Here is a 19,287-nt window from a genome sequence, read left to right as displayed (position 1 = left end):
TCGCGGATGCTTTGAGACTGACAAGATAATATTTTTAACCTCTAATTCCATTTGGTTTGCGTTCTCTCATATCGCTTTTAGTCTAAACTCCAGTACTTAAAGAACGCGAAAAATAACTTTTTCCACTGGAAATTTTACTCCTCTTGGATTGGAAAGTATTGTGCATGAATTTTTAACCCCTGAAAAGGTGCAAAGTTAACAGCCTAGATTAAGGGGGGTAAAACGGCTGGGGGACAAAGCTTTGAGCTTAAGTTGACATCAGTGGCAAGATGCCCACTCCACAAGAGTTTGATTTAATTTGATTATGCGACTTAAATATTTTTCAGCTTATTAAGCCTTGCCACTGCCTAACAAATATAGTAAAGCCATCCGAACGGCGATACCGCTAGTAACTTGCGATTGAATAAGACTAAATTCTGAGTCATCCATCAATTCAGAACTAATTTCAACACCCCGATTAACTGGGCCTGGATGCAGAACTTTTACATTAGGTTTACAAAGTTGCAACTTTGTGCGTGTAATGCCAAACAGATGATGATATTCTCGCAAACTTGGCAGCAAATGAGCCGTCATCCGTTCCTTTTGGAGGCGTAGAGTCATCACAAAATCGGCATCTTGTAAAGCTGGTTCTAGCTGCCAATGTAGAAAAAGTTGGGGAGTAGGCGAATAACTTCTGACTCCTAACTCTTCACAGATATACTCAGCAAATAATTTTGGTAAGAGGGTTGGTGGGGCTGCAAGATGCACTTCGGCACCACTAGCAATTAAACTCCAAATATTCGATCGCGCCACACGAGAATGGAGAATATCTCCAACAATGGCAATCTTTTTACCCTTTAAAAGTTCTAGTCGGGGGCTAGCTGGATCAATTAGAGTACAAATGGTAAATAAATCTAGCAGTGCTTGGGAAGGATGTTCATGTTGACCATCACCAGCATTGAGGACACTAACTCGTACACCTAGACGATCCATCTCAGCCGCGATCGCATTTGGTACTCCTGCCTCACGATGGCGGACTACCATAATATCAGTTCCCATTGCCAAATAAGTCTTCGCCGTGTCAAGAATTGTCTCTCCCTTAGTCATGGAAGATGTGGCTGCGGCGAAATTCAGAGTATCTGCACTTAAGCGTTTCGCCGCCAGTTCAAAACTGCTGCGAGTCCGGGTAGAAGATTCAAAAAATAAATTCGCTACCACCTGTCCCTGCAAAGTTGGCACTTTCTTCGTCCGCCGCGATAGCACCTCTTGAAAAGAGGCCGCAGTTTGCAAAACGGTATCATATTCAGTGGTAGTGAAGTCAGCTAGGGAAAGAATGTGATGACGATTCCAGGTGTTAGTAGGCATGTTTGGGGACTGGGGAGTGGGGAGTGGGGACTGGGGACTGGGGACTGGGGACTGGGGACTGGGGACTGGGGACTGGGGACTGGGGACTGGGGACTGGGGACTGGGGACTGGGGACTGGGAGAATACCCAATGCCTAATGCCTAATGCCTAATGCCTAATGCCTAATGCCTAATGCCTAATGCCTAATGCCTAATGCCTAATGCCCAATGCCTAATGCCCAATGCCTAATGCCTCATGCCCAATGCCCAATGCCCCATGCCCAATGCCTAATGCCCAATGCCCAATGCCTTCAAGTTGGTAAATGGAAAACGTTTAAAGCTAGAGAAATTAGGCTAAGGAACGTTAAAAACCCAATTGTATCTAGCATTGTAGTCACTAACGGCCCACTAACCAAAGCAGGGTCAAGCTTCAGCCGTGTCAAACCCATTGGCAGTAACGTGCCGAGTGTAACAGCCACAATTGTATTAGTTGCCATGACCATGCCGGCAATTAAAGCTACCCATCGTTCTTGGGGTCGCGCCCAAATTAAGGAAAGCAGGATCATGGTTGTGGCTAAAGCTACGGCTGTACCTAAACCAGCTAGAAGTTCTTTGCGGAGAATTTTCAAGGTATCTTTAGGTGTTACTTCTCCCACTCCTAAGCCGCGAATTGTCACCGTTAATGATTGAATCCCAACAGTACCACCAGTGTTAGAGAAAATCGGCATAATGACTGCTAAAACTGGCACTGCGGCAATTACAGATTGAAAAGGCGCGATCGCACTGGCTGCACCAATATACATTGCCATGATGCCCAACAGCCAAGGCAAGCGGTTGCGAATGGTGAGTAAAGGAGAGGATAAAGCAACTTCATCACCACTGACACCCGCCAGTTTTTGGATATCTTCTGTGGCTTCCTCTTCCAAAATATCCATGACATCATCAATGGTGACAATGCCAACTAATCGGTCTTCCCGATCGACGACGGGGATAGCAATTAAGTCGTAGCGCTGCATGATTCGCGCCACTTCTTCTTGAGGGGTTTCAGTTGTAACTTTGATGACGCGATCGCTCGCAATATCTTTGATGAAAACATCGGGAAAGGTAAACAATAATTGGCGCAGTGAAACTACTCTCACCAGCGTCCGGTTGTCATCGGTGACGTAGGCGTAGTAAATCGTTTCCTTGTCTTCATCCTGACGGCGGATTTTGTTTAGGGCTTCACCTACAGTCAATCCTTGGCGCAACCGAACATATTCGGTTGTCATCACCCGCCCAGCCGTGCCTTCTGGATAGCCGAGAATCGTTGCTGTTGCTTGCCTTTCTTCTGGACTCAGTTCTTGCAATAGCCGTTTGATTACCCCAGCAGGTAGTTCATCAAACAATTCTGCCCGTTCGTCGGGACTCATGGCTTCTACAAGTTGCACTACTTGGACATCATGCAGAGAATTAAGTAGTTCTTCTTGCACATCTGTTGGCAGATATTCAAATACATCAATTGCCTGAGCTTTATTGAGTAAACGGAATGCGATCGCCCGTTGTTTTTCAGGTAATTGTGTAATGTATTCTCCCACATCCACAGGTTGCAAGCGATTTAAATCCCATTTCAACTGGTTTAAATCGGTAGTATCAGTCAGCAAATCCCGAATATCTTGTGTGAGCATGAGATATATCTCCTAAGTCTCCCCCGCGCTGGGAGACTTCCTCGCCAGTTCAGAGGAGGTTGATACTGCCATCTGGTGGACTATTGCCCATAAAATTTCAACAATTCAATATCGATATTTAAATCAAGGCATCGCTAGTCATCATCTTAACCCGGAATAGTACTCTCCGGTAGCTACTGAATATTAACATTCAGTCTCTGTGATATTCTCAGCTTTGAGTAATTTAATTGCTCTGAAACTGAATGGTTGACATCCTCTCACCACTGATTCGCAGTAGAACTCTTTATTTGCTTGCTACCACAATCATTCGGCGGCTATCAAGCGCGAACGGTTCGCCATCATAACCATAGCCCTCTACTTCGCAAAAGCCCGTTTGCAGGAGCCAATCGCGGATTTCGGGAAAGGTAAAATTGCGAACAAAGTATTGACCGTGCCGCACTTGGCCATCACGAATGATAATCCGCTCGGTATGGGTACGATTGGTAAGCGCATCGTAGCGTGTGCGTGCGAGCATATAATTTCCCTCACGCTCAGTAATTAACTCCGGTGTAAATTCTTGTAAGACGCGGCTAAAATTCTGAATATCAATTAGTAATTTGCCACCTACTTTTAGAGCGCGATACGCTTCGGTTAAGACCGATCTATTTTCACGATCGTCGAAGTAACCAAAGGCTGTGAAGCAGTTGATGATGCAGTTGAAGCGATCGCTAAAGGGTAGGGAACGCATATCGCCTTGAAGGTACTCTACCTTAACACCATTGCTAACCGCATCTTGATTTGCTTTTTCTAAGAAGAAAGCTGTTGCATCAAGTCCAATCAGATGATAGCCACGAGCCGCTAGCTGATTAGCAATCCGTCCATGCCCACAAGCTAAGTCTAAAATACTCATCCCTGGTTGTAAATCTAGCAATCGGCAAATGAGGTCAACTTCGTGTTTAGTCCGCTTTGGTGTCAACAACGTTTCATAAAAGTAAAGATAATCTTCCTCGAATACGCTGTTACCATCAAATGTATTTACAATCATTTTGAATTTGATTTAGAAAGTGAATTTTCAATTTTGCGTAAAAGCCTAGCGTTTTTAATGCAGGGGAACACATTGGCATTGTAAGCCAACACGTTGGCATTGTAAGCCAACGCATTGGCATTGTAAGCCAACGCATTGGCATTGTAAGCCAACACATTGGCATTGTAAGCCAACGCATTGGCATTGTAAGCCAACACGTTGGCATTGTAAGCCAACGCATTGGCATTGTAAGCCAACACGTTGGCATTGTAAGCCAACACGTTGGCATTGTAAGCCAACGCATTGGCATTGTAAGCCAACACGTTGGCATTGCAGGGTATTACCAAATTTAATTCGCTACAAATTAATGAAATGCTTTACTAAGCTTGAGTATTTTTGGAAAACTCTAAATAATATGACTGGATCAACTGTTGTCCTTTGGTTACGTCAGTTAGCTTTTGGCTTCAGCTTAAGCTGTCTACTTTTACTTTCAGGTTGTATCACAGATGGTTCCACTCCTGATAATACACTTACGGTTGCTACAGAACCTACCTTTCCGCCTTTCGAGTTTCAATCTGCCAGTGGTGAGTTGCAAGGCTTTGACATTGATTTGATGAATGCGATCGCCCAATCTGCTGGCTTTAAAGTTAAGTATCAAAATATGCCTTTTGCTGGTATGATTCCAGCATTGCAAACGCAAACTGTAGATGCCGCAGTTGCGGCAATGACGATTACTGCCGAACGGGTGAAGACAATTTCTTTCTCGCGTCCTTACTTCAAATCAGGACTAGCGATCGTCACCCGCACAGATAATCAAAACATTACCAATTTCAATGATCTTAAAAACAAAACCATTGGCGTGCAAATTGGAACAACTGGCGCACAAAAGGCTAAAAATATTCCCGGCTCTGAAATTCGCACTTTTAATGATTCACCTGTAACCCTTCAAGCATTAATCAATGGTAATGTCGATGCCGTTCTTAACGATCAGGTGGTTATCTTATATGGCATAAAGAGCGGCAACCTTAAGGGACTCAAAGTGGTCAGCAGTCTGTTAACAGAAGAATTTTATGGCATTCCTACACCTAAAGGATCGCCCAACTTGCAAGCGATTAACCAAGGTCTAGAAACGGTGTTGAAAAATGGTATTTACGCCAAAATCTACCAAAAGTGGTTTGGTATTCAACCGCCACAACTACCAGAAAAATCACCCATCAAAAATCAGACTCCCCAAAAAGGCGTATCTCAACTATTTACCTCACTAAGCATTATCTTTAAGTCCTTACCCATCTTGCTAAGTGGGGCTTTAGTAACACTTGAACTCACAGCAATCTCAGCCTTACTAGGTATAATCGGGGGTACACTGATTGGAATTGTTCGCCTTTTCCCCACTCCGCCTTTGCCCTGGATTGCGAGAGCGTATGTAGATTTTTTCCGGGGAACGCCGTTGCTGGTGCAGATTTTTATGATTTACTTTGGGTTACCTGCTTTAGTCCAAAATTTTGGTTTCACCTTCACTTTAAATCGTTTAGCAGCAGCAGTGATTGCGTTGAGTCTTAATAGCGCTGCCTACATTGCGGAAGTTGTCCGAGCAGGCATTCAATCAATTGAGCCTGGGCAAGCAGAAGCCTCTCAATCACTGGGTTTAAGCTCAATACAAACGATGCGCTATGTAATCTTTCCTCAAGCCCTGCGGCGAATGTTGCCACCTCTGGGCAATGAGTTCATTAGCCTGCTCAAAGACACCAGCTTAGTCGCTATCATTGGGTTTGAAGAGTTGTTCCGCAAAGGACAGCTGATTGTAGCTGAGAACTATCGTTCATTTGAAATTTATGCCACTGTTGCCTTGGTCTATTTATTTCTGACCCTGCTTTCTTCTCAAGCCTTTAGTCGCTTTGAGCGATCGCTCAATCGCGTTAAACAAAAAAGCAAGTGATAGCGATCGCCACAGATTTTCAAAAAATTCAGTACCCAGAAGTCAACTAACAGGAGATAATATTGACACTCTCAGCACCCTTAGCTTGTTGTCCCATCAACCATTACAGAACTTGTTCTGGCTTGGTTTAGAGTCACAGGATTCAATTTTGCAACTAGTTCTGAACCAAATCATGAAAACATCTACCGAATTGCTAACTCGTCTGGACTATTACTACCAGCAAATTAAAACGATAATTCTTACTCGACAGAATCCAATTACTGGTTTACTACCTGCGAGTACAGCGATTACAGCCCACGGCGATTATACCGATGCTTGGGTGCGAGACAATGTTTACAGTATTTTGGCAGTTTGGGGTTTAGGACTTGCATACCGCAAAATTGACGACGATAAGGGACGCACTTATGAACTAGAACACAGTGTCGTTAAATTGATGCGCGGGTTGCTCTTTGCGATGATGCGACAGGCTCATAAAGTAGAGACATTTAAACACACTCAGTCGCTACTAGATGGATTACACGCCAAATATAATACCGCGACTGGTGACATTGTTGTTGGTGATGATAAATGGGGACATTTGCAACTTGATGCCACATCTATATTTTTGCTGATGTTGGGGCAAATGACGGCTGGGGGATTGCAAATCATTTATACGATTGATGAAGTTAATTTCGTCCAAAATTTGGTTTACTACATTGGACGAGCTTACCGCACACCAGATTACGGCATTTGGGAACGTGGGAATAAAATTAATCGTGGTAGTGCTGAGTTAAATGCCAGTTCTGTAGGCATGGCAAAAGCGGCTTTAGAAGCTATCAACGGACTGGATTTGTTTGGTGTGCATGGTAGTCAAGCATCGGTGATTCACGTACTACCAGATGAAATCGCCCGCGCCCGGATTACTTTAGAATCCTTACTGCCGAGGGAATCTGGTTCCAAAGAAATTGATGCAGCGCTGTTAAGTATTATTAGTTATCCTGCCTTTGCAGTGGAAGATTTGGAGTTACGCGATCGCACTTTAAACGATATTATCAATAAACTCGCAGGTAAATACGGCTGCAAACGCTTTCTGCGTGATGGACACCAAACCGTTTTAGAAGATAATCAACGTTTACACTACGAACCGTGGGAACTCAAGCAATTTGAGCATATTGAATGCGAATGGCCATTATTTTTCACTTATTTAGTTCTAGATGGATTATTTCGCGGCGAACAAGAACAAGTTAAGAAATACCAAAATCTTTTAGAATCATTACTTATAGAACAAGATGGGTTGCGTTTACTGCCAGAACTTTATTATGTTCCCGCCGAAAACATAGAAGCAGAAAACTTAGCACCCCAAACGCAACCACGTTTGCCTAATGAAAATATTCCTTTAGTGTGGGCGCAGAGTTTATATTTTCTTAGTCAAATGTTGAGTGAAGGGTTGGTAGCGGTTGGTGATATCGATCCTTTGGGAAGACATCTGTGTGTGGGAAAACAACGCGAATCGTTGGTACAAATTGCTTTATTGGCAGAAGATGAAGATTTACAGACGAAACTAGAAGTTCACGGGATTGAAACACAAACGCCTACCCAAGTTGAACCAATTCAGGTGAGAAAAGCTGGAGAATTATCAGCTATTTATACCCAAATTGGACGTAATGATAAACTCGGTTTAACCGGGCGGCCAGTGAGACGGCTGCGGAGTTTGACAACATCAAGAATATTTCGGATTAGCGGTGAAACAATTGTATTTCTGCCTTCATTTTCCGACTCTCAACAGTTTTACTTAACCCTTGATTACCATTTCCTATTAGATCAAATTAGAAGCGAACTAGCTTATATTCAAAAATATTGGAGCGATTTAGGCCGTCCCACCTTAACTTTAATGTTGACACACACCATGTTAGAAATCGGTTCGGAAGCATTACTAGAACTGATGCAAGAACTCAAAGATGGTGTTTGTAACGGTGTGCGGGTGAAATTAGGGCGGCTAAATCAGTTAATGCTGACGGCTGGAATTCAAAGAATTGATTTTCTACCAAATGCAGAATTCGCGCGATCGCCAGTAAAAAATGCTGGGCTACGTTGCTATTATTTGGCTTATCACCCTGAGAAAAGCTGGCGCTTAGGGCATACTCAAGAATTTCAAATGGAGTATGAAACTAATTTCGGATTATTACTTTCTTATTTGCACGCATCAGAGAATATCTACGAGCAAATTGAGTTATTGCAAACTTTAACTCGCTTGCAAGGAATGGAATTTGATACGGGGTATGGTGGCCCAGGATATCCTGTCACAGTAGGAGATTTACTCGATGAAGTTTACACCAAAGCTGGAGATTTGGGCATTTGGGCAGTAGTGCGTCGGGCTGCGGGGTTACGGCTTATGGTTGATATCAGCCTATCGGATGCAGTAACGAGTATTTTGGTGCGGGGTAAGCAAATTGCTGTAGGTAAAGCTTACAGTGAAACGTCTTTGATTACCGTACCCATGTCCCACGATGAAATTGCCGATAAAATTAATCATTTTTGTCGTGAAGATATCCGCGATCGCGTCCTCACTCAAGAGATTTTAATCTATGTTGGCATCTTAATTCGCTCAGAACCCGAACTATTTCAGGGACTGCTAACGCTGAGAGTCGGCTATCTCATCTTATTGATAACCAGCGAACTAGCGCGGGAATTACACGTTACCCAAGATGAAGCTTACGATCGCTTAATGCAACTTTCACCCTTTGAAGTAAAAATGCGTTTGCGTCAGGTATTAACTGGATATTCTGGCATGAGTAACCTGTTGCGTCAACAAGAATCACTGCACGTCAAACAAAAAGAAAGTGATATTGCTTGGGTGGTTTTACCAAGAATCGCCGAAGGAATAGAAGTCCCACCTGGTGGTTGGCGGCGGTTTCGCCAAGCTGAGGGGGCGACGGGGCGCGTACCAAAAGAATTTTTTAAGCAGGTTTGGTTATTAATGCAACATTGCAAAGGCTTAGTAATTGGCGATAAACTAGAGCGGCGCAATCGTTTAGATAGTGAGATTATGCTGTCAGAAATGACAGCAGGTGAAAGAAATTTTGCCCTGTTAGTTGAGCATTTACTGAATAAAATTGAAGCTCCAGAATACCGCCAAGTTAATATTGAAGCATTAATCGAATTAGGTGCGATCGCAGCGAATAATCCCAAGCTGCAAATCGAAGGATATATCGTATTGGATGTGTTGATTGGACATGCAGTGCGATTGGCGTGGCTAGAAAATCATAATCATCGCAGCGATCGCTATGATGAAGATAAGGCGAGTGCATGGCGATCGTTTTACAACACTTCTCCTAGAGATTGTGCTAATTATATTTTGAAAGCGTTTAGGTTCTTGACGGAGTTTGTGAAAGATTTTTAACCGCAGATGCGCTGCGCCTTCCCATAGGGTAGAAACGCAGACAACAAGAGAATGCATACTGCTTTGGGCCTGCTTTATTGAAGTCGGCCTATTCTTGTACGTGGTTATTCCAGTTAGCGAATAAATAGCTACATTATGTTTTAGAGATTGAGGCTGCAAGTAGTTTTCCACTTTTATCTTGAGCTTGCAATTTTTGAATAATATGCTCAATAATACTATTCAAATCTTTCCGGCGACGTATAGAACGTTTTGGATCAAGTTGGCCGTATTTCAATAATTCTCTAACTTTTTCTCCTAACTCAGTTAAGTAAAACTTTAGTTTATCTTCACCCTGTTCGCGTAAAATTTGCCGACATTCAGTTAGGATAATATCGCTATTGTCAAGAGTTTTATTAGCGTCTAACTGCTTTGGTACTGCGTCGGATGAATCTTGACTTTTTTGAGCGTTTAAACTATTAGTTAGACATTTTTCTACAGCCTTGGCAAGTTTTGGATCGGATTCTATAACTTCTGCGATCGCCCTTAGTAAGTTTGCAATTTGTGAGCTTTCCATTATCTACCTACTCGTTGAATAAATTCTTTAGCTAAGTTCACCATAGAATCATGAGAATCATCATATTTTTGTCTATATGTCAAATAATTACTCAATTCTAAACCTCTTTCAATTATAGCTCTTTCTAGAATTTTGGTTTCAAAAACTGCCGGATAGAGAGGGTTAACAATAATAGAGTTTAAATTTTCAGTTTGAGCTTTAGTTCCGTTATAACGCGAAATTAAAGTTCCTACTAGTTTTAAGTTATGTACATAATCTCTATTAAAGTTTTCAATGTGTTCAAGTAATAAATCTAATCCATGAATTGACATTCGGTTTGGGACACAAGGGATTATACAAGCATCACTAGCTAGAAATGCACTTTTAACTATTCTGTTAATATTTGGGGCACAGTCTATTAAAATATAGTCATAATTATTCAATAAAGGTTTGAGAATTGTACGAATAAGCTCAACAGGTTTTAAGTTACAAGAATAATAGCCTGATGGTAAATCTTCCTGAATTTCAAATAGGATTGGACTGCTGGGGATAAGATGTAGCTGAGAAAAAGAATTCCTATTCCTAACGTTTGAAATATTGTACTTAGCTATAAAACTTTCATTTTTAGCATCCTCTAAAAAATATTCAGGATTTTTAAATAAAAAAGGTAATGTCAAACCTCTATTGTTAAATTCTTTTTCCCATACCTCTTCAGACATTAAGGCACTAGTCAAATTACTTTGAGGATCAAGATCAATAGCAAGTACACGCTTTTTGTACATGGTATCGCCTGCTAAATATTCTGCTAATGCCATGACGATGGTAGTTTTGCCAACTCCACCCTTGAGGTTGCAAACGCTTATCACTTTAGCTGTCATAATTTCTGGTAGATTGATGCATTTGATGGGCTACAGTTGTATGTTTCCCTAAAAATAGACCCAAGTAACAGGTTAATTCTCAATATCGTAATTATTTTTGCGGCTTTGCAGTTCAATTTCTTCTACACAAAAACTGATGCACAGTTATTCTTAGCGTCTTTACGTAAGTTCTAATCCGTATTCAAGTTAACGAAAAAATAAGGATAAATTGCAGGTAAAACACTGATAGGGTGAATTAATAAAATGTAATCCTCGTCAAATTTAATCTTGAATTTATAAATGACCTGCAACTCACAAATAGCAGAAGGTTGGCATGGCAAACTTAATTTAGTCTATGCCGATCGCCAAGGTGCAACCCAGTTAATTTACAATCACCAACAAGCGCCTCTGAAAGTACAACGCCCATTTTATCCAGAAGGGCAAAAAGTCTGTCATAGTGTCATTTTACATACAGCCGGGGGAGTGGTGGGAGGCGATCGCTTATCTTCTAACATCCACCTCCAACCCGAAGCCCAAGCTTTAATTACTACGGCTGCTGCAAGCAAGATATACCGCAGCAATGGCTTACAAGCTAGACAAACCATCCAAATGCAAGTTGACGCTGGTGCTTGTTTAGAATGGTTGCCGCAAGAGACAATTTTATTTAACGACGCGATTTATCGGCAAGATTTACGGGTAGAATTAGCAACTGGGAGCAGTTGGTTAGGTTGGGAAATTACCCGATTTGGTCGCAGTGCTAGGGGAGAAAAATTTTTACAAGGAGAATGGCGATCGCACACCGAAATTTGGCAGCAAGGCGTTCCATTATGGATCGATCGGCAATTGTTACGGGGTAGCGAAGACATTTTCCACAGTCCCCACGGCTTGGCTGGAAAACCAATAGTAGGTAGTCTCGTTTGGGTTGGTAGTGCAGTTTCAGGAGAAATAATTGAAAAAACGCGAAATTTGTGGAATGGGCAAGGAGAAGCGGGTGTTAGCCGATTACAGCATGGATTATTATGTCGATATCGCGGTTCTTCTACATCTGAGGTAAGAAACTGGTTTATTGATGTTTGGCAGGTGCTGCGAGTTTCTTTTTTGAATCGGGGTAATTGTATACCAAGAGTGTGGCAGGTTTAAACGAACCGCAGAGGCGCGGAGAAGCCAGTGCGTTGGGCGGGTTTCCCGACTTGAAGCACCTGGCGCAACACAGAGAGAGGAGAGAGGAATGCAACTTACGCCGCAGGAAAAAGATAAGCTATTAATTTTTACTGCTGCTTTATTAGCAGAAAGACGTAAAGGAAGAGGTTTAAAACTGAATTATCCTGAAGCAGTTGCTTATATTTCTGCTGCTATTTTAGAAGGGGCTAGAGATGGGCAAACTGTAGCAGAATTAATGAGTTATGGTACAACACTATTAACGCGGAAAGATGTCATGGAAGGGATACCAGAAATGGTGCATGATGTGCAAGTTGAAGCTACTTTTCCTGATGGTACAAAGTTAGTGACAGTACATAATCCAATTCGTTAAATTTGTTTCATGCTGCGTTGGTTTCAATTGCTGTTTAGACTAAGAAAAGACAAAACGACTCAGCAGTGCTGAGTTGAGAATCTCAAAAGTTACATGGTTAAACCACATCCATTTTGAGAACCATAGTTTTTAAAAGTGGTGGGAGCATCTTGCTCCCATCTAGTAGCGGGCAAGATGCCCGCACTCCAGGTTTCAAAATGGACGAGGTTTATAAGTGAAGAGGACTTAAACCCCACGCCCATTACCTGCTGCCTATATAGGAAGGGGACTTAAACCCCCAAATTTAGTTAAACCTAAGCAAATGCGCTCCTTGTAAATGCCAAAGTAATTTTATGTTTGTTTTGTATCTAAAAAGAAAACAAAGTTATCTCAGCTGTAAAATATAGGTGTAGAGGCAGTAGTAGATAAAACCTCGGCAAAGACAATCCCTAAAAATGCCAGGGTAATTTTATGCCTGTTTTGTATCTAAGAAAAAACCAAGTTATCCCAGCTGTAAAATATGAGGGTGGAGCCAAAGTTGACTAGTATTGATAATTACAACTTCTCTTTTTCAGGAGAAGTGACAATCCCACAGGCTCCTCCTGACTTTAAATCAGGTTTTATCGGCATTGTTGGTCGTCCAAATGTCGGTAAATCTACTTTAATGAATCAATTGGTAGGACAAAAAATTGCCATAACTTCCCCTGTAGCGCAAACTACACGGAACCGTTTGCGCGGCATTTTAACTACACCAGAAGCACAGTTAATATTTGTAGATACGCCAGGAATTCATAAGCCCCATCATCAATTGGGGGAAGTGTTGGTGCAAAATGCCAAAATTGCCATTGAATCGGTAGATGTAATACTGTTTGTGGTAGATGGAGCCGTAGCTTGTGGATCGGGCGATCGCTATATTGCCGAATTGCTCAGTCGTAGCAAAACACCGGTGATTCTGGGCATGAACAAAACCGACCAACAACCGCCCGATTCTCAATTTCTAGATGATAGTTACGCCCAGATGGCCCAGTCTCATGAATGGGAAATTGTGAAATTTTCTGCCAAGACGAGTGCAGGATTACCGCAACTTCAAGAATTATTAATTGAACATTTAGAAATTGGGCCGTTATACTACCCGCCAGATTTGGTAACTGACCAGCCAGAGCGCTTTATTATGGGTGAATTAATCCGAGAACAAATTTTATTATTGACTCGTGAAGAAGTACCGCATTCAGTAGCGATCGCAATTGACCTAGTAGAAGAAACTCCCAGCATTACCCGTATACTTGCTACCATCAACGTTGAGCGTGATTCTCAAAAAGGCATACTCATTGGCAAAGGTGGAGCAATGCTCAAAGCAATTGGTAGTGAAGCCCGCGAACAAATCCAAAAATTAATCGCTGGCAAAGTTTACTTAGAATTGTTTGTCAAAGTCCAACCAAAATGGCGACAGTCGCGGATTAGTTTAGCAGAGTTAGGCTATCGCGTCGAAGAATAAAAATTGGGCATTGGGCATTGGTTATTAACAAATGACTAATGACTAATGACTAATGACAAATAAGAAATGACTCTTAATTAATAAAAATGTCTTTAGATATTCGCTATCCCTTAAATTTACCTGTCAATGCTCCGCCATTGCGCGTGTTAATTGTCGAAGACGATCCGATGATGCAATTGGGATTAGAGCAATCGTTAATGGCTCATCCTCAGTTGGAGATTGTTGGACAAGCAGAAGATGGTTATTTGGGAGTTCAAGCTGCACTACAACTAAAACCCGATTTGGTGGTTATGGATATAGGATTGCCGCGATTGGATGGCATTGCAGCGACACAGCAAATTAAGGCGGCGCTACCAGCAACTCATGTGGTGATGCTGACATCTCATCAAACGGAGACAGAAATTATTGCCGCGCTATCTAGCGGTGCAGATGCGTATTGTATTAAAGGTGCAAGTGTGGAACGATTGTTAAGTGCGATCGCAGCCGCAGTTGATGGTGCAGCCTATCTCGATCCCCAAATCGCGCGGCGAGTAATTGATAATCTCAAACCGCCTGCACCCACCAGCAACAACGCTAATTTATCTGGACGTGAATTAGAAGTTTTGAAACTCATGGTAGACGGCTTAAGTAACCCAGAGATTGCTCAAAAACTTTATCTCAGTCCTAACACTATCAAAACTCATGTCCGAGGGATTATGAATAAATTAGCAGTGGACGATCGCGTGCAAGCAGCAGTTGTGGCACTCCGTTCTGGGTTGGTTTAGAAAACAAATGCAGCAAAATATAGAGATAAACCTCAGTCAAAGTAAGATTACTGGTGTATACAAACTTAATAATGAATTCCCCACTTTCTGCCCAACCAGCCGCGAAGAATGGCGGAGATGGTTAGAAAAAAATCATCGAACCTCTTTGAGTCGCACCTTTGGCTTTCAAATCCTCACGAATTTTTAATCGCATTTACTGTCTGCGCCTCTATAGCCGATTTTTATGTCGTCAATATGTTTGAAAAATAGTCTACCTAAATGCATTTTAGTTAAAAGAGTTTGAGAATTGATTAGGGTCTAAATTAGCAGGAAATAATAAAATTTCCCTGCCTTCTAAGTTAGCTTTATGGTGAAGCAAAATTGCCTTTTCCAAAGAACAAAATTTAATTGGAACCCATCTATCACTATAAAAATAGACAGTTACTCGGCTCATTGCATACTCTTTAAACGGCAGTGGAACGCACCAGGACGAGTCCACAATTTGAACCTTACCTGTCGTATCCATGCTTTCACCCTCAGCTACTAAGTATATTTACTCTTTACTCATCACTCTGACTACTTTCACTCATCCAAGTTAGTTTTAGTAACTATCATAAGTAATAAGCTGATATAGCTTTAAGTTAGATATTGAGGTAAAGGTTTAGGAGTCAACGAGTTTTTAGTTGGGATTGAGTCTTAGTAGTTAGTAAGGAATTTTCCGGCCAAGTTTGACAGGTTGTCTTTTGACGCAACTATTCTTTTAAAATTATCGTTCTTAAATATCTGGTGGAAAATAGCATCAAAAATCTTTTTGAATTTTCCTTTAATTGCCTTTCCCCAGTCCGCCTGGTTTAGTTCACTTACTCTAAAAAACTCTATGTTCCACTTTACCCTAGAGAAAAATTTGGGATGGCTATTATTAATTTCGGTTCTGATTGCCACACCAGTTAATGCCCACACTGAAAAGGTTTCACAAGATGTGGGCGGGATGCTGCATATTGAACCCCATGACAATCCTGAAGCTGGCAAAACCGCTCATGCTTGGATTGTCCTCACCCATAGAGGCGGGCAACTAATCCCTCTGACACAATGTAACTGTCAGTTGGCTGTCTATCCTCAACCTCACACCAAAACTGATACCCCATTGCTGAAGCCAAGTTTACATAGTGTATCAACCAAGCAATATAAAAGCATTCCCGGAGCCGACATCGTATTTCCCAAAGTAGGAGCTTATGATTTGGAGTTAAGCGGTACTTCTAAATCTGGAGCTAATTTCAAACCCTTTGTGTTATCTTACCCAGTCACTGTCGGCTCATAAAAGCTGAAGCGTGTCAAATTTCATGCTGTAGCAAGATCCCCCAGACTTCAGAAATCGCAGTGCGATCGCTACTGCAATGGACGCGAGCGATCGCACTTCTGATTCTGTTTGCATATTAAATATTGAACCACGACGTGTTTGCCGCTTATAAAGCAAGTTTAGGCTTTATTTGGGCTTAATTTTTGTTTAAGTCCCGCTAACTAATTTTCAATCCTCTGACTGCAATTGAATAACGACAAACTATGATATGGCCGATTAATGTCGGTGCGATCGCTAGGATGATTAAAGCAGGTAACTTATCTTATAAATAGCGACGAACGACTAACTGAACGGCGGAGATTGCGCTGAACTGTTCAGACCTGACACAGGTAAAATAATTTCAAGGAAACTCTTCAGCAGAACCACAATGCTGAAAATTAGCCTAAAAATATCTTATTGGTACGATCGCAGGAGGCAAAAAATGAGCTTGGCTGGATTAAGAATTGTGTTGGTAGAACCAGCTGGGCCGATCAATATCGGGGCGATCGCCAGAGTCATGAAAAATTTCGGGCTATATAATTTAGTATTAGTGAACCCCCAATGCGATCCGCTATCGACAGAAGCTTTGATGATGGCTGTTCATGGTCAGGAAATTATCGAATCTGCGGTATTAGTGCCGACCTTACCAGAAGCATTGCATGGATGTGTACGAGCGATCGCTACCACTGGTCGCGTTCGCAGTTTAGAAACACCCTTAGAAAATCCCCGCACTGCACTACCCTGGTTACTAGAGGAACCAGAAAAACCCGCAGCCCTGATTTTTGGCAGAGAAGATCGGGGATTAAGCAATGAAGAATTAAATTATGCACAGAGGTTTGTTGCTATTCCCACAAGTCCAGATTATGTAGCCCTAAATTTGGCAACCGCCGTAGCAATCTGTTGTTATGAATTGTCACAATGCGCCCAGCAACCTAATACTCAGAGCATAATCCAACCTGAACTTGCTCCCTTAGATGTTGTGGAAGGATACTACCAGCAATTAGAATCACTACTACTGAAAATTGGTTATGTATATCCGCATACGGCAGCTAGTCGGATGGGAAAATTTCGCCAATTGTATAATCGCGCTCACCTGAAAACTGGGGAAGTAGCCATGCTCCGAGGAATTTTGCAACAGGTAGAATGGGCGCTAAAAAACCAGAGGGATGGTGAAAACTTGTAATTATTCGTTTAATATATACGCAATCATCCCCCCAAAATATTTAACATAGCTTAAACTAAACACAAAACTGCTACTTAGTGGCAAAGTGGAATTTGAGTACTAAATATTGCTTAAAGATTAAATTTTGGGTCAGGAGTCTGCAAGAAAACAGTCAAGTAGGTCACAAGGAGTAACTGTGTCAGAGTCAGGTGACGAACTAACAGCTTTCTCGCGGCGACAACCCTTAAATCGCCGCCAACGTCCACAAAAAGTTCAAAAAGTAGCACAAAAGAAAGTTAAAGCTAACAACAGCCAGCAGCAAGCAGTCAATGGACAAAAAGCGGCGCTAGCACGCCCCAAAAATCGCATTAGTCCTCCCCCAAGCCCTAATGCTACGCGCAGCAGCAGGGTAAAATCGGGTTTAGTCATGCCAACGGCAGTAAAACCCATACCGACTGTGAAAGGGAAAACTCCTCCCTTTCGACCAGGGGCTGTGATGGTGAAAACAGTGCGGATGGAGAAGCCAAAAGTCGGCAGACGAACATCGCACAAAACGCGATTAAAGCCAATGGCCAAAACCATGTTGTATGTTGTGCGGTTGTTGATTGTGGGTGTTGGCATGGGTGCAATTGTTGGCACGGTGTTGTCAGTATTAGACCCGGCTAATCGCATCAGTACAACTCCTGCGCCCCAATCTAATAGTAATGTGGCGCGATCGCAGCCACAACCTACTCAAGCTCCCCCAGTGGCAACTTCGAGCCTATACTTATCCCAGGAAATTATTTCCTTAAAAAATGCCGTGCAAAATTTGGCGACCACCAACCCAAGTCTTACACCAGGCGTTTTCTTGGTAGATTTAGATACTGGTAATTATGTAGATGTCAACGCCTCTACCAGTTTTCCGGCAGCTAGCACAATTAAAGTGCCAATTTTACTTGCCTTTTTCCAGGATGTGGACGCGGGGAAAATTCGCCTGGATGAAATGCTGACTATGCAACAGGAGATGATAGCTGGCGGTTCTGGAAATCTGCAATACAAACCAGCCGGAACCAAGTACGCCGCTCTGGAAGTTGTCACTAAAATGATTACAATCAGCGACAACACGGCGACAAATATGCTGATTGCCCGACTAGGAGGGATGGAAGCGTTAAACCAGCGTTTTCGCACCTGGGGATTGACAACCACCACAATTCGTAATCAACTCCCAGATTTGCAAGGGACAAATACTACTAGTCCCAAAGAATTGGGGAATTTGATGGCTATTGTGAGTCAGGGAAATTTAGTCAGTATGCCATCACGCGATCTCATGCTCGATATCTTGCGTCGTACCCAAAGAGATACTCTGCTACCATCGGGTTTGGGAACAGGCGCAAGAGCATTCCACAAAACGGGCGATATTGGTACTATGCTGGCAGACACAGGTTTAATTGTTGTTCCAACTGGCAAGCGCTATATAGCCACTGTCATGGTACAACGTCCCGAAAACGACCCTCGCGCCGAAAAACTGATTAGCTCAATTTCTCGCGCTGCCTACGAAGAGTTTAGCCAAAATGCTGTTACACCCAACAGTACCACTACTATACCCACAAATGGTTATCAGCCCCAAGTAGCGAATCCGGCTTTACCCAACGGTACAACAGGCACTGTACCCATGAGTGGTTATCAACCCCCTGTTGTGAATCCTGTGCCAAATGGTTATCAATCTCCAGTTATGAATCCGCAATATTATCCCCCAAGATAATTATTAATTTATAATTAAAAATGGTTTTATTCTAGGACTCGCCCTTTCAAGGTGGGTAAAATTTTTGGACATTAAATGAGTAATGAGTAATGAGTAATGAGTAAATACCCATTACTTATTACTTCAAAATTAAAGACAGTTGGAGTCGGGGATTAAAACCCCAACTCAACTGAGCGCAAAGTGGGTGCGTCACGGTTTCCGTGCGCCCAACTTTGTAAGAATACTACGTATAGACGTAGGGGTCTTTAACCCTTGATTTGGTGATAATTACTCTTTTCTCTGTGTTGCGCCAGGTGCTACAACGGGGGGAACCCCCGCAACGCACTGGCGGTTCCCCGACTTGTTCGCGCAGCGTCGACCACAGGAGAAGCAAATGGCGCAACACAGAGAGGAAAGCAGAGATTTTAACTTTTTTGATATCTCATTCCTGGCAGTTGCGAAACTAAACCCATAAGTTCCAGCTGTAACAAAGCACCAGAAACTGAGCCAGCGGCCATGCCGGTTTGTTGAACAGTCAACTGCCCCACCCACGAGGGGATGGGGCTTGTAACTAGGAAATATGATTTCCCGAAACATATGGCATATTGACTGATGCCTGTTCCTCCGT

General features: G+C 42.5%; 18 protein-coding genes and 1 pseudogene. 11 read left to right on the top strand and 8 right to left on the bottom strand.

Annotated elements, in window-relative coordinates:
• Positions 1-330: 330 nt before the first annotated feature.
• A complete protein-coding gene (locus tag V7K38_RS29480; RefSeq protein WP_334863364.1) occupies positions 331-1,344 on the bottom strand; it encodes an aspartate carbamoyltransferase catalytic subunit in 1,014 nt (337 codons plus the stop codon).
• On the opposite strand from V7K38_RS29480, the gene V7K38_RS29475 reads away from it, so the two are divergent.
• The gene (locus tag V7K38_RS29475) at positions 1,318-1,488 is read left to right on the top strand and encodes a hypothetical protein (RefSeq protein ID WP_334863362.1); all 171 of its coding nucleotides are present in this window, start codon (positions 1,318-1,320) and stop codon (positions 1,486-1,488) included. The genes V7K38_RS29480 and V7K38_RS29475 overlap by 27 nt on opposite strands.
• Positions 1,489-1,633: 145 nt before the next feature.
• Here the strand turns inward: V7K38_RS29475 and mgtE are convergent, their stop codons facing one another.
• From mgtE to V7K38_RS29460, 3 genes are all read right to left on the bottom strand, one after another.
• On the bottom strand, positions 1,634-2,986 hold the full coding sequence (gene mgtE / locus V7K38_RS29470) for a magnesium transporter (RefSeq protein WP_334863360.1): 1,353 nt from the start codon (positions 2,984-2,986) through the stop codon (positions 1,634-1,636).
• A gap of 283 nt (positions 2,987-3,269) precedes the next feature.
• Positions 3,270-4,010 carry a class I SAM-dependent methyltransferase gene (locus tag V7K38_RS29465; protein WP_334863357.1) on the bottom strand — a complete coding sequence of 247 codons (741 nt, stop codon included), beginning with the start codon at positions 4,008-4,010 and terminating at the stop codon, positions 3,270-3,272.
• Positions 4,007-4,312, bottom strand: a complete 306-nt coding sequence (locus V7K38_RS29460) for a hypothetical protein (protein ID WP_334863355.1) — start codon at positions 4,310-4,312, stop codon at positions 4,007-4,009. Before V7K38_RS29460 ends, V7K38_RS29465 begins: the two co-directional genes overlap by 4 nt.
• A 92-nt stretch (positions 4,313-4,404) precedes the next feature.
• On the opposite strand from V7K38_RS29460, the gene V7K38_RS29455 reads away from it, so the two are divergent.
• A complete protein-coding gene (locus V7K38_RS29455; protein ID WP_334863353.1) occupies positions 4,405-5,925 on the top strand; it encodes an ABC transporter permease subunit in 1,521 nt (506 codons plus the stop codon).
• 172 nt (positions 5,926-6,097) lie between these two features.
• A complete protein-coding gene (locus V7K38_RS29450) occupies positions 6,098-9,304 on the top strand; it encodes a glycoside hydrolase family 15 protein (protein ID WP_334863368.1) in 3,207 nt (1,068 codons plus the stop codon).
• Between the two features lie 133 nt (positions 9,305-9,437).
• Here V7K38_RS29450 and V7K38_RS29445 read toward each other — a convergent pair whose 3' ends face one another.
• Positions 9,438-9,857 carry a hypothetical protein gene (locus tag V7K38_RS29445; RefSeq protein ID WP_334863351.1) on the bottom strand — a complete coding sequence of 140 codons (420 nt, stop codon included), beginning with the start codon at positions 9,855-9,857 and terminating at the stop codon, positions 9,438-9,440.
• On the bottom strand, positions 9,857-10,714 hold the full coding sequence (locus tag V7K38_RS29440) for a ParA family protein (RefSeq protein ID WP_334863349.1): 858 nt from the start codon (positions 10,712-10,714) through the stop codon (positions 9,857-9,859). The genes V7K38_RS29445 and V7K38_RS29440 overlap by 1 nt, the downstream gene beginning before the upstream one ends.
• Positions 10,715-10,993: 279 nt before the next feature.
• On the opposite strand from V7K38_RS29440, the gene V7K38_RS29435 reads away from it, so the two are divergent.
• The 5 genes from V7K38_RS29435 (at position 10,994) to V7K38_RS29415 (ending at position 14,649) form a co-directional block, all read left to right on the top strand.
• On the top strand, positions 10,994-11,833 hold the full coding sequence (locus V7K38_RS29435) for an urease accessory protein UreD (protein ID WP_334863347.1): 840 nt from the start codon (positions 10,994-10,996) through the stop codon (positions 11,831-11,833).
• A gap of 88 nt (positions 11,834-11,921) precedes the next feature.
• Positions 11,922-12,224 carry an urease subunit gamma gene (gene ureA, locus V7K38_RS29430; RefSeq protein ID WP_334863345.1) on the top strand — a complete coding sequence of 101 codons (303 nt, stop codon included), beginning with the start codon at positions 11,922-11,924 and terminating at the stop codon, positions 12,222-12,224.
• Between the two features lie 499 nt (positions 12,225-12,723).
• Positions 12,724-13,698, top strand: a complete 975-nt coding sequence (gene era / locus V7K38_RS29425; protein WP_334863342.1) for a GTPase Era — start codon at positions 12,724-12,726, stop codon at positions 13,696-13,698.
• An 86-nt stretch (positions 13,699-13,784) separates the two neighbouring features.
• Entirely contained in the window at positions 13,785-14,462 is a 678-nt protein-coding gene (locus tag V7K38_RS29420; protein WP_334863340.1) for a response regulator transcription factor, read from the top strand.
• A gap of 7 nt (positions 14,463-14,469) precedes the next feature.
• On the top strand, positions 14,470-14,649 hold the full coding sequence (locus tag V7K38_RS29415) for a hypothetical protein (protein ID WP_334863338.1): 180 nt from the start codon (positions 14,470-14,472) through the stop codon (positions 14,647-14,649).
• Positions 14,650-14,727: 78 nt separating this feature from the next.
• On the opposite strand, the gene V7K38_RS29410 is transcribed toward V7K38_RS29415, so the two are convergent.
• The gene (locus V7K38_RS29410; RefSeq protein WP_334863336.1) at positions 14,728-14,967 is read right to left on the bottom strand and encodes a hypothetical protein; all 240 of its coding nucleotides are present in this window, start codon (positions 14,965-14,967) and stop codon (positions 14,728-14,730) included.
• A gap of 351 nt (positions 14,968-15,318) precedes the next feature.
• Here V7K38_RS29410 and V7K38_RS29405 point away from each other — a divergent pair, with 351 nt between their 5' ends.
• The 3 genes from V7K38_RS29405 (at position 15,319) to V7K38_RS29395 (ending at position 18,680) form a co-directional block, all read left to right on the top strand.
• Positions 15,319-15,759 carry a hypothetical protein gene (locus tag V7K38_RS29405; protein ID WP_334863334.1) on the top strand — a complete coding sequence of 147 codons (441 nt, stop codon included), beginning with the start codon at positions 15,319-15,321 and terminating at the stop codon, positions 15,757-15,759.
• A 460-nt stretch (positions 15,760-16,219) separates the two neighbouring features.
• Positions 16,220-16,960: an RNA methyltransferase gene (locus V7K38_RS29400; RefSeq protein WP_334863366.1), complete on the top strand. Its 741-nt coding sequence runs from the start codon at positions 16,220-16,222 to the stop codon at positions 16,958-16,960.
• A 175-nt stretch (positions 16,961-17,135) separates the two neighbouring features.
• A complete protein-coding gene (locus V7K38_RS29395) occupies positions 17,136-18,680 on the top strand; it encodes a serine hydrolase (protein ID WP_334863332.1) in 1,545 nt (514 codons plus the stop codon).
• Between the two features lie 404 nt (positions 18,681-19,084).
• On the opposite strand, the pseudogene V7K38_RS29390 reads toward V7K38_RS29395, so the two are convergent.
• Positions 19,085-19,287 (bottom strand): annotated as a pseudogene (locus tag V7K38_RS29390) (hypothetical protein); the annotation flags it as partial.

The organism is Nostoc sp. (assembly GCF_036917465.1).
Taxonomy (GTDB): domain Bacteria; phylum Cyanobacteriota; class Cyanobacteriia; order Cyanobacteriales; family Nostocaceae; genus Nostoc.
This window is presented reverse-complemented; position numbering and strand designations above follow the sequence as displayed.

Coding starts and splice junctions, on each gene's coding strand:
- V7K38_RS29475 (WP_334863362.1), top strand. CDS start 1,318: ATGACGATTCCAGGTGTTAGTAGGCATGTTTGGGGACTGGGGAGTGGG.
- V7K38_RS29480 (WP_334863364.1), bottom strand. CDS start 1,344: ATGCCTACTAACACCTGGAATCGTCATCACATTCTTTCCCTAGCTGAC.
- mgtE (WP_334863360.1), bottom strand. CDS start 2,986: ATGCTCACACAAGATATTCGGGATTTGCTGACTGATACTACCGATTTA.
- V7K38_RS29465 (WP_334863357.1), bottom strand. CDS start 4,010: ATGATTGTAAATACATTTGATGGTAACAGCGTATTCGAGGAAGATTAT.
- V7K38_RS29455 (WP_334863353.1), top strand. CDS start 4,405: ATGACTGGATCAACTGTTGTCCTTTGGTTACGTCAGTTAGCTTTTGGC.
- V7K38_RS29450 (WP_334863368.1), top strand. CDS start 6,098: ATGAAAACATCTACCGAATTGCTAACTCGTCTGGACTATTACTACCAG.
- V7K38_RS29445 (WP_334863351.1), bottom strand. CDS start 9,857: ATGGAAAGCTCACAAATTGCAAACTTACTAAGGGCGATCGCAGAAGTT.
- V7K38_RS29440 (WP_334863349.1), bottom strand. CDS start 10,714: ATGACAGCTAAAGTGATAAGCGTTTGCAACCTCAAGGGTGGAGTTGGC.
- V7K38_RS29435 (WP_334863347.1), top strand. CDS start 10,994: ATGACCTGCAACTCACAAATAGCAGAAGGTTGGCATGGCAAACTTAAT.
- ureA (WP_334863345.1), top strand. CDS start 11,922: ATGCAACTTACGCCGCAGGAAAAAGATAAGCTATTAATTTTTACTGCT.
- era (WP_334863342.1), top strand. CDS start 12,724: ATGAGGGTGGAGCCAAAGTTGACTAGTATTGATAATTACAACTTCTCT.
- V7K38_RS29420 (WP_334863340.1), top strand. CDS start 13,785: ATGTCTTTAGATATTCGCTATCCCTTAAATTTACCTGTCAATGCTCCG.
- V7K38_RS29415 (WP_334863338.1), top strand. CDS start 14,470: ATGCAGCAAAATATAGAGATAAACCTCAGTCAAAGTAAGATTACTGGT.
- V7K38_RS29410 (WP_334863336.1), bottom strand. CDS start 14,967: ATGGATACGACAGGTAAGGTTCAAATTGTGGACTCGTCCTGGTGCGTT.
- V7K38_RS29405 (WP_334863334.1), top strand. CDS start 15,319: ATGTTCCACTTTACCCTAGAGAAAAATTTGGGATGGCTATTATTAATT.
- V7K38_RS29400 (WP_334863366.1), top strand. CDS start 16,220: ATGAGCTTGGCTGGATTAAGAATTGTGTTGGTAGAACCAGCTGGGCCG.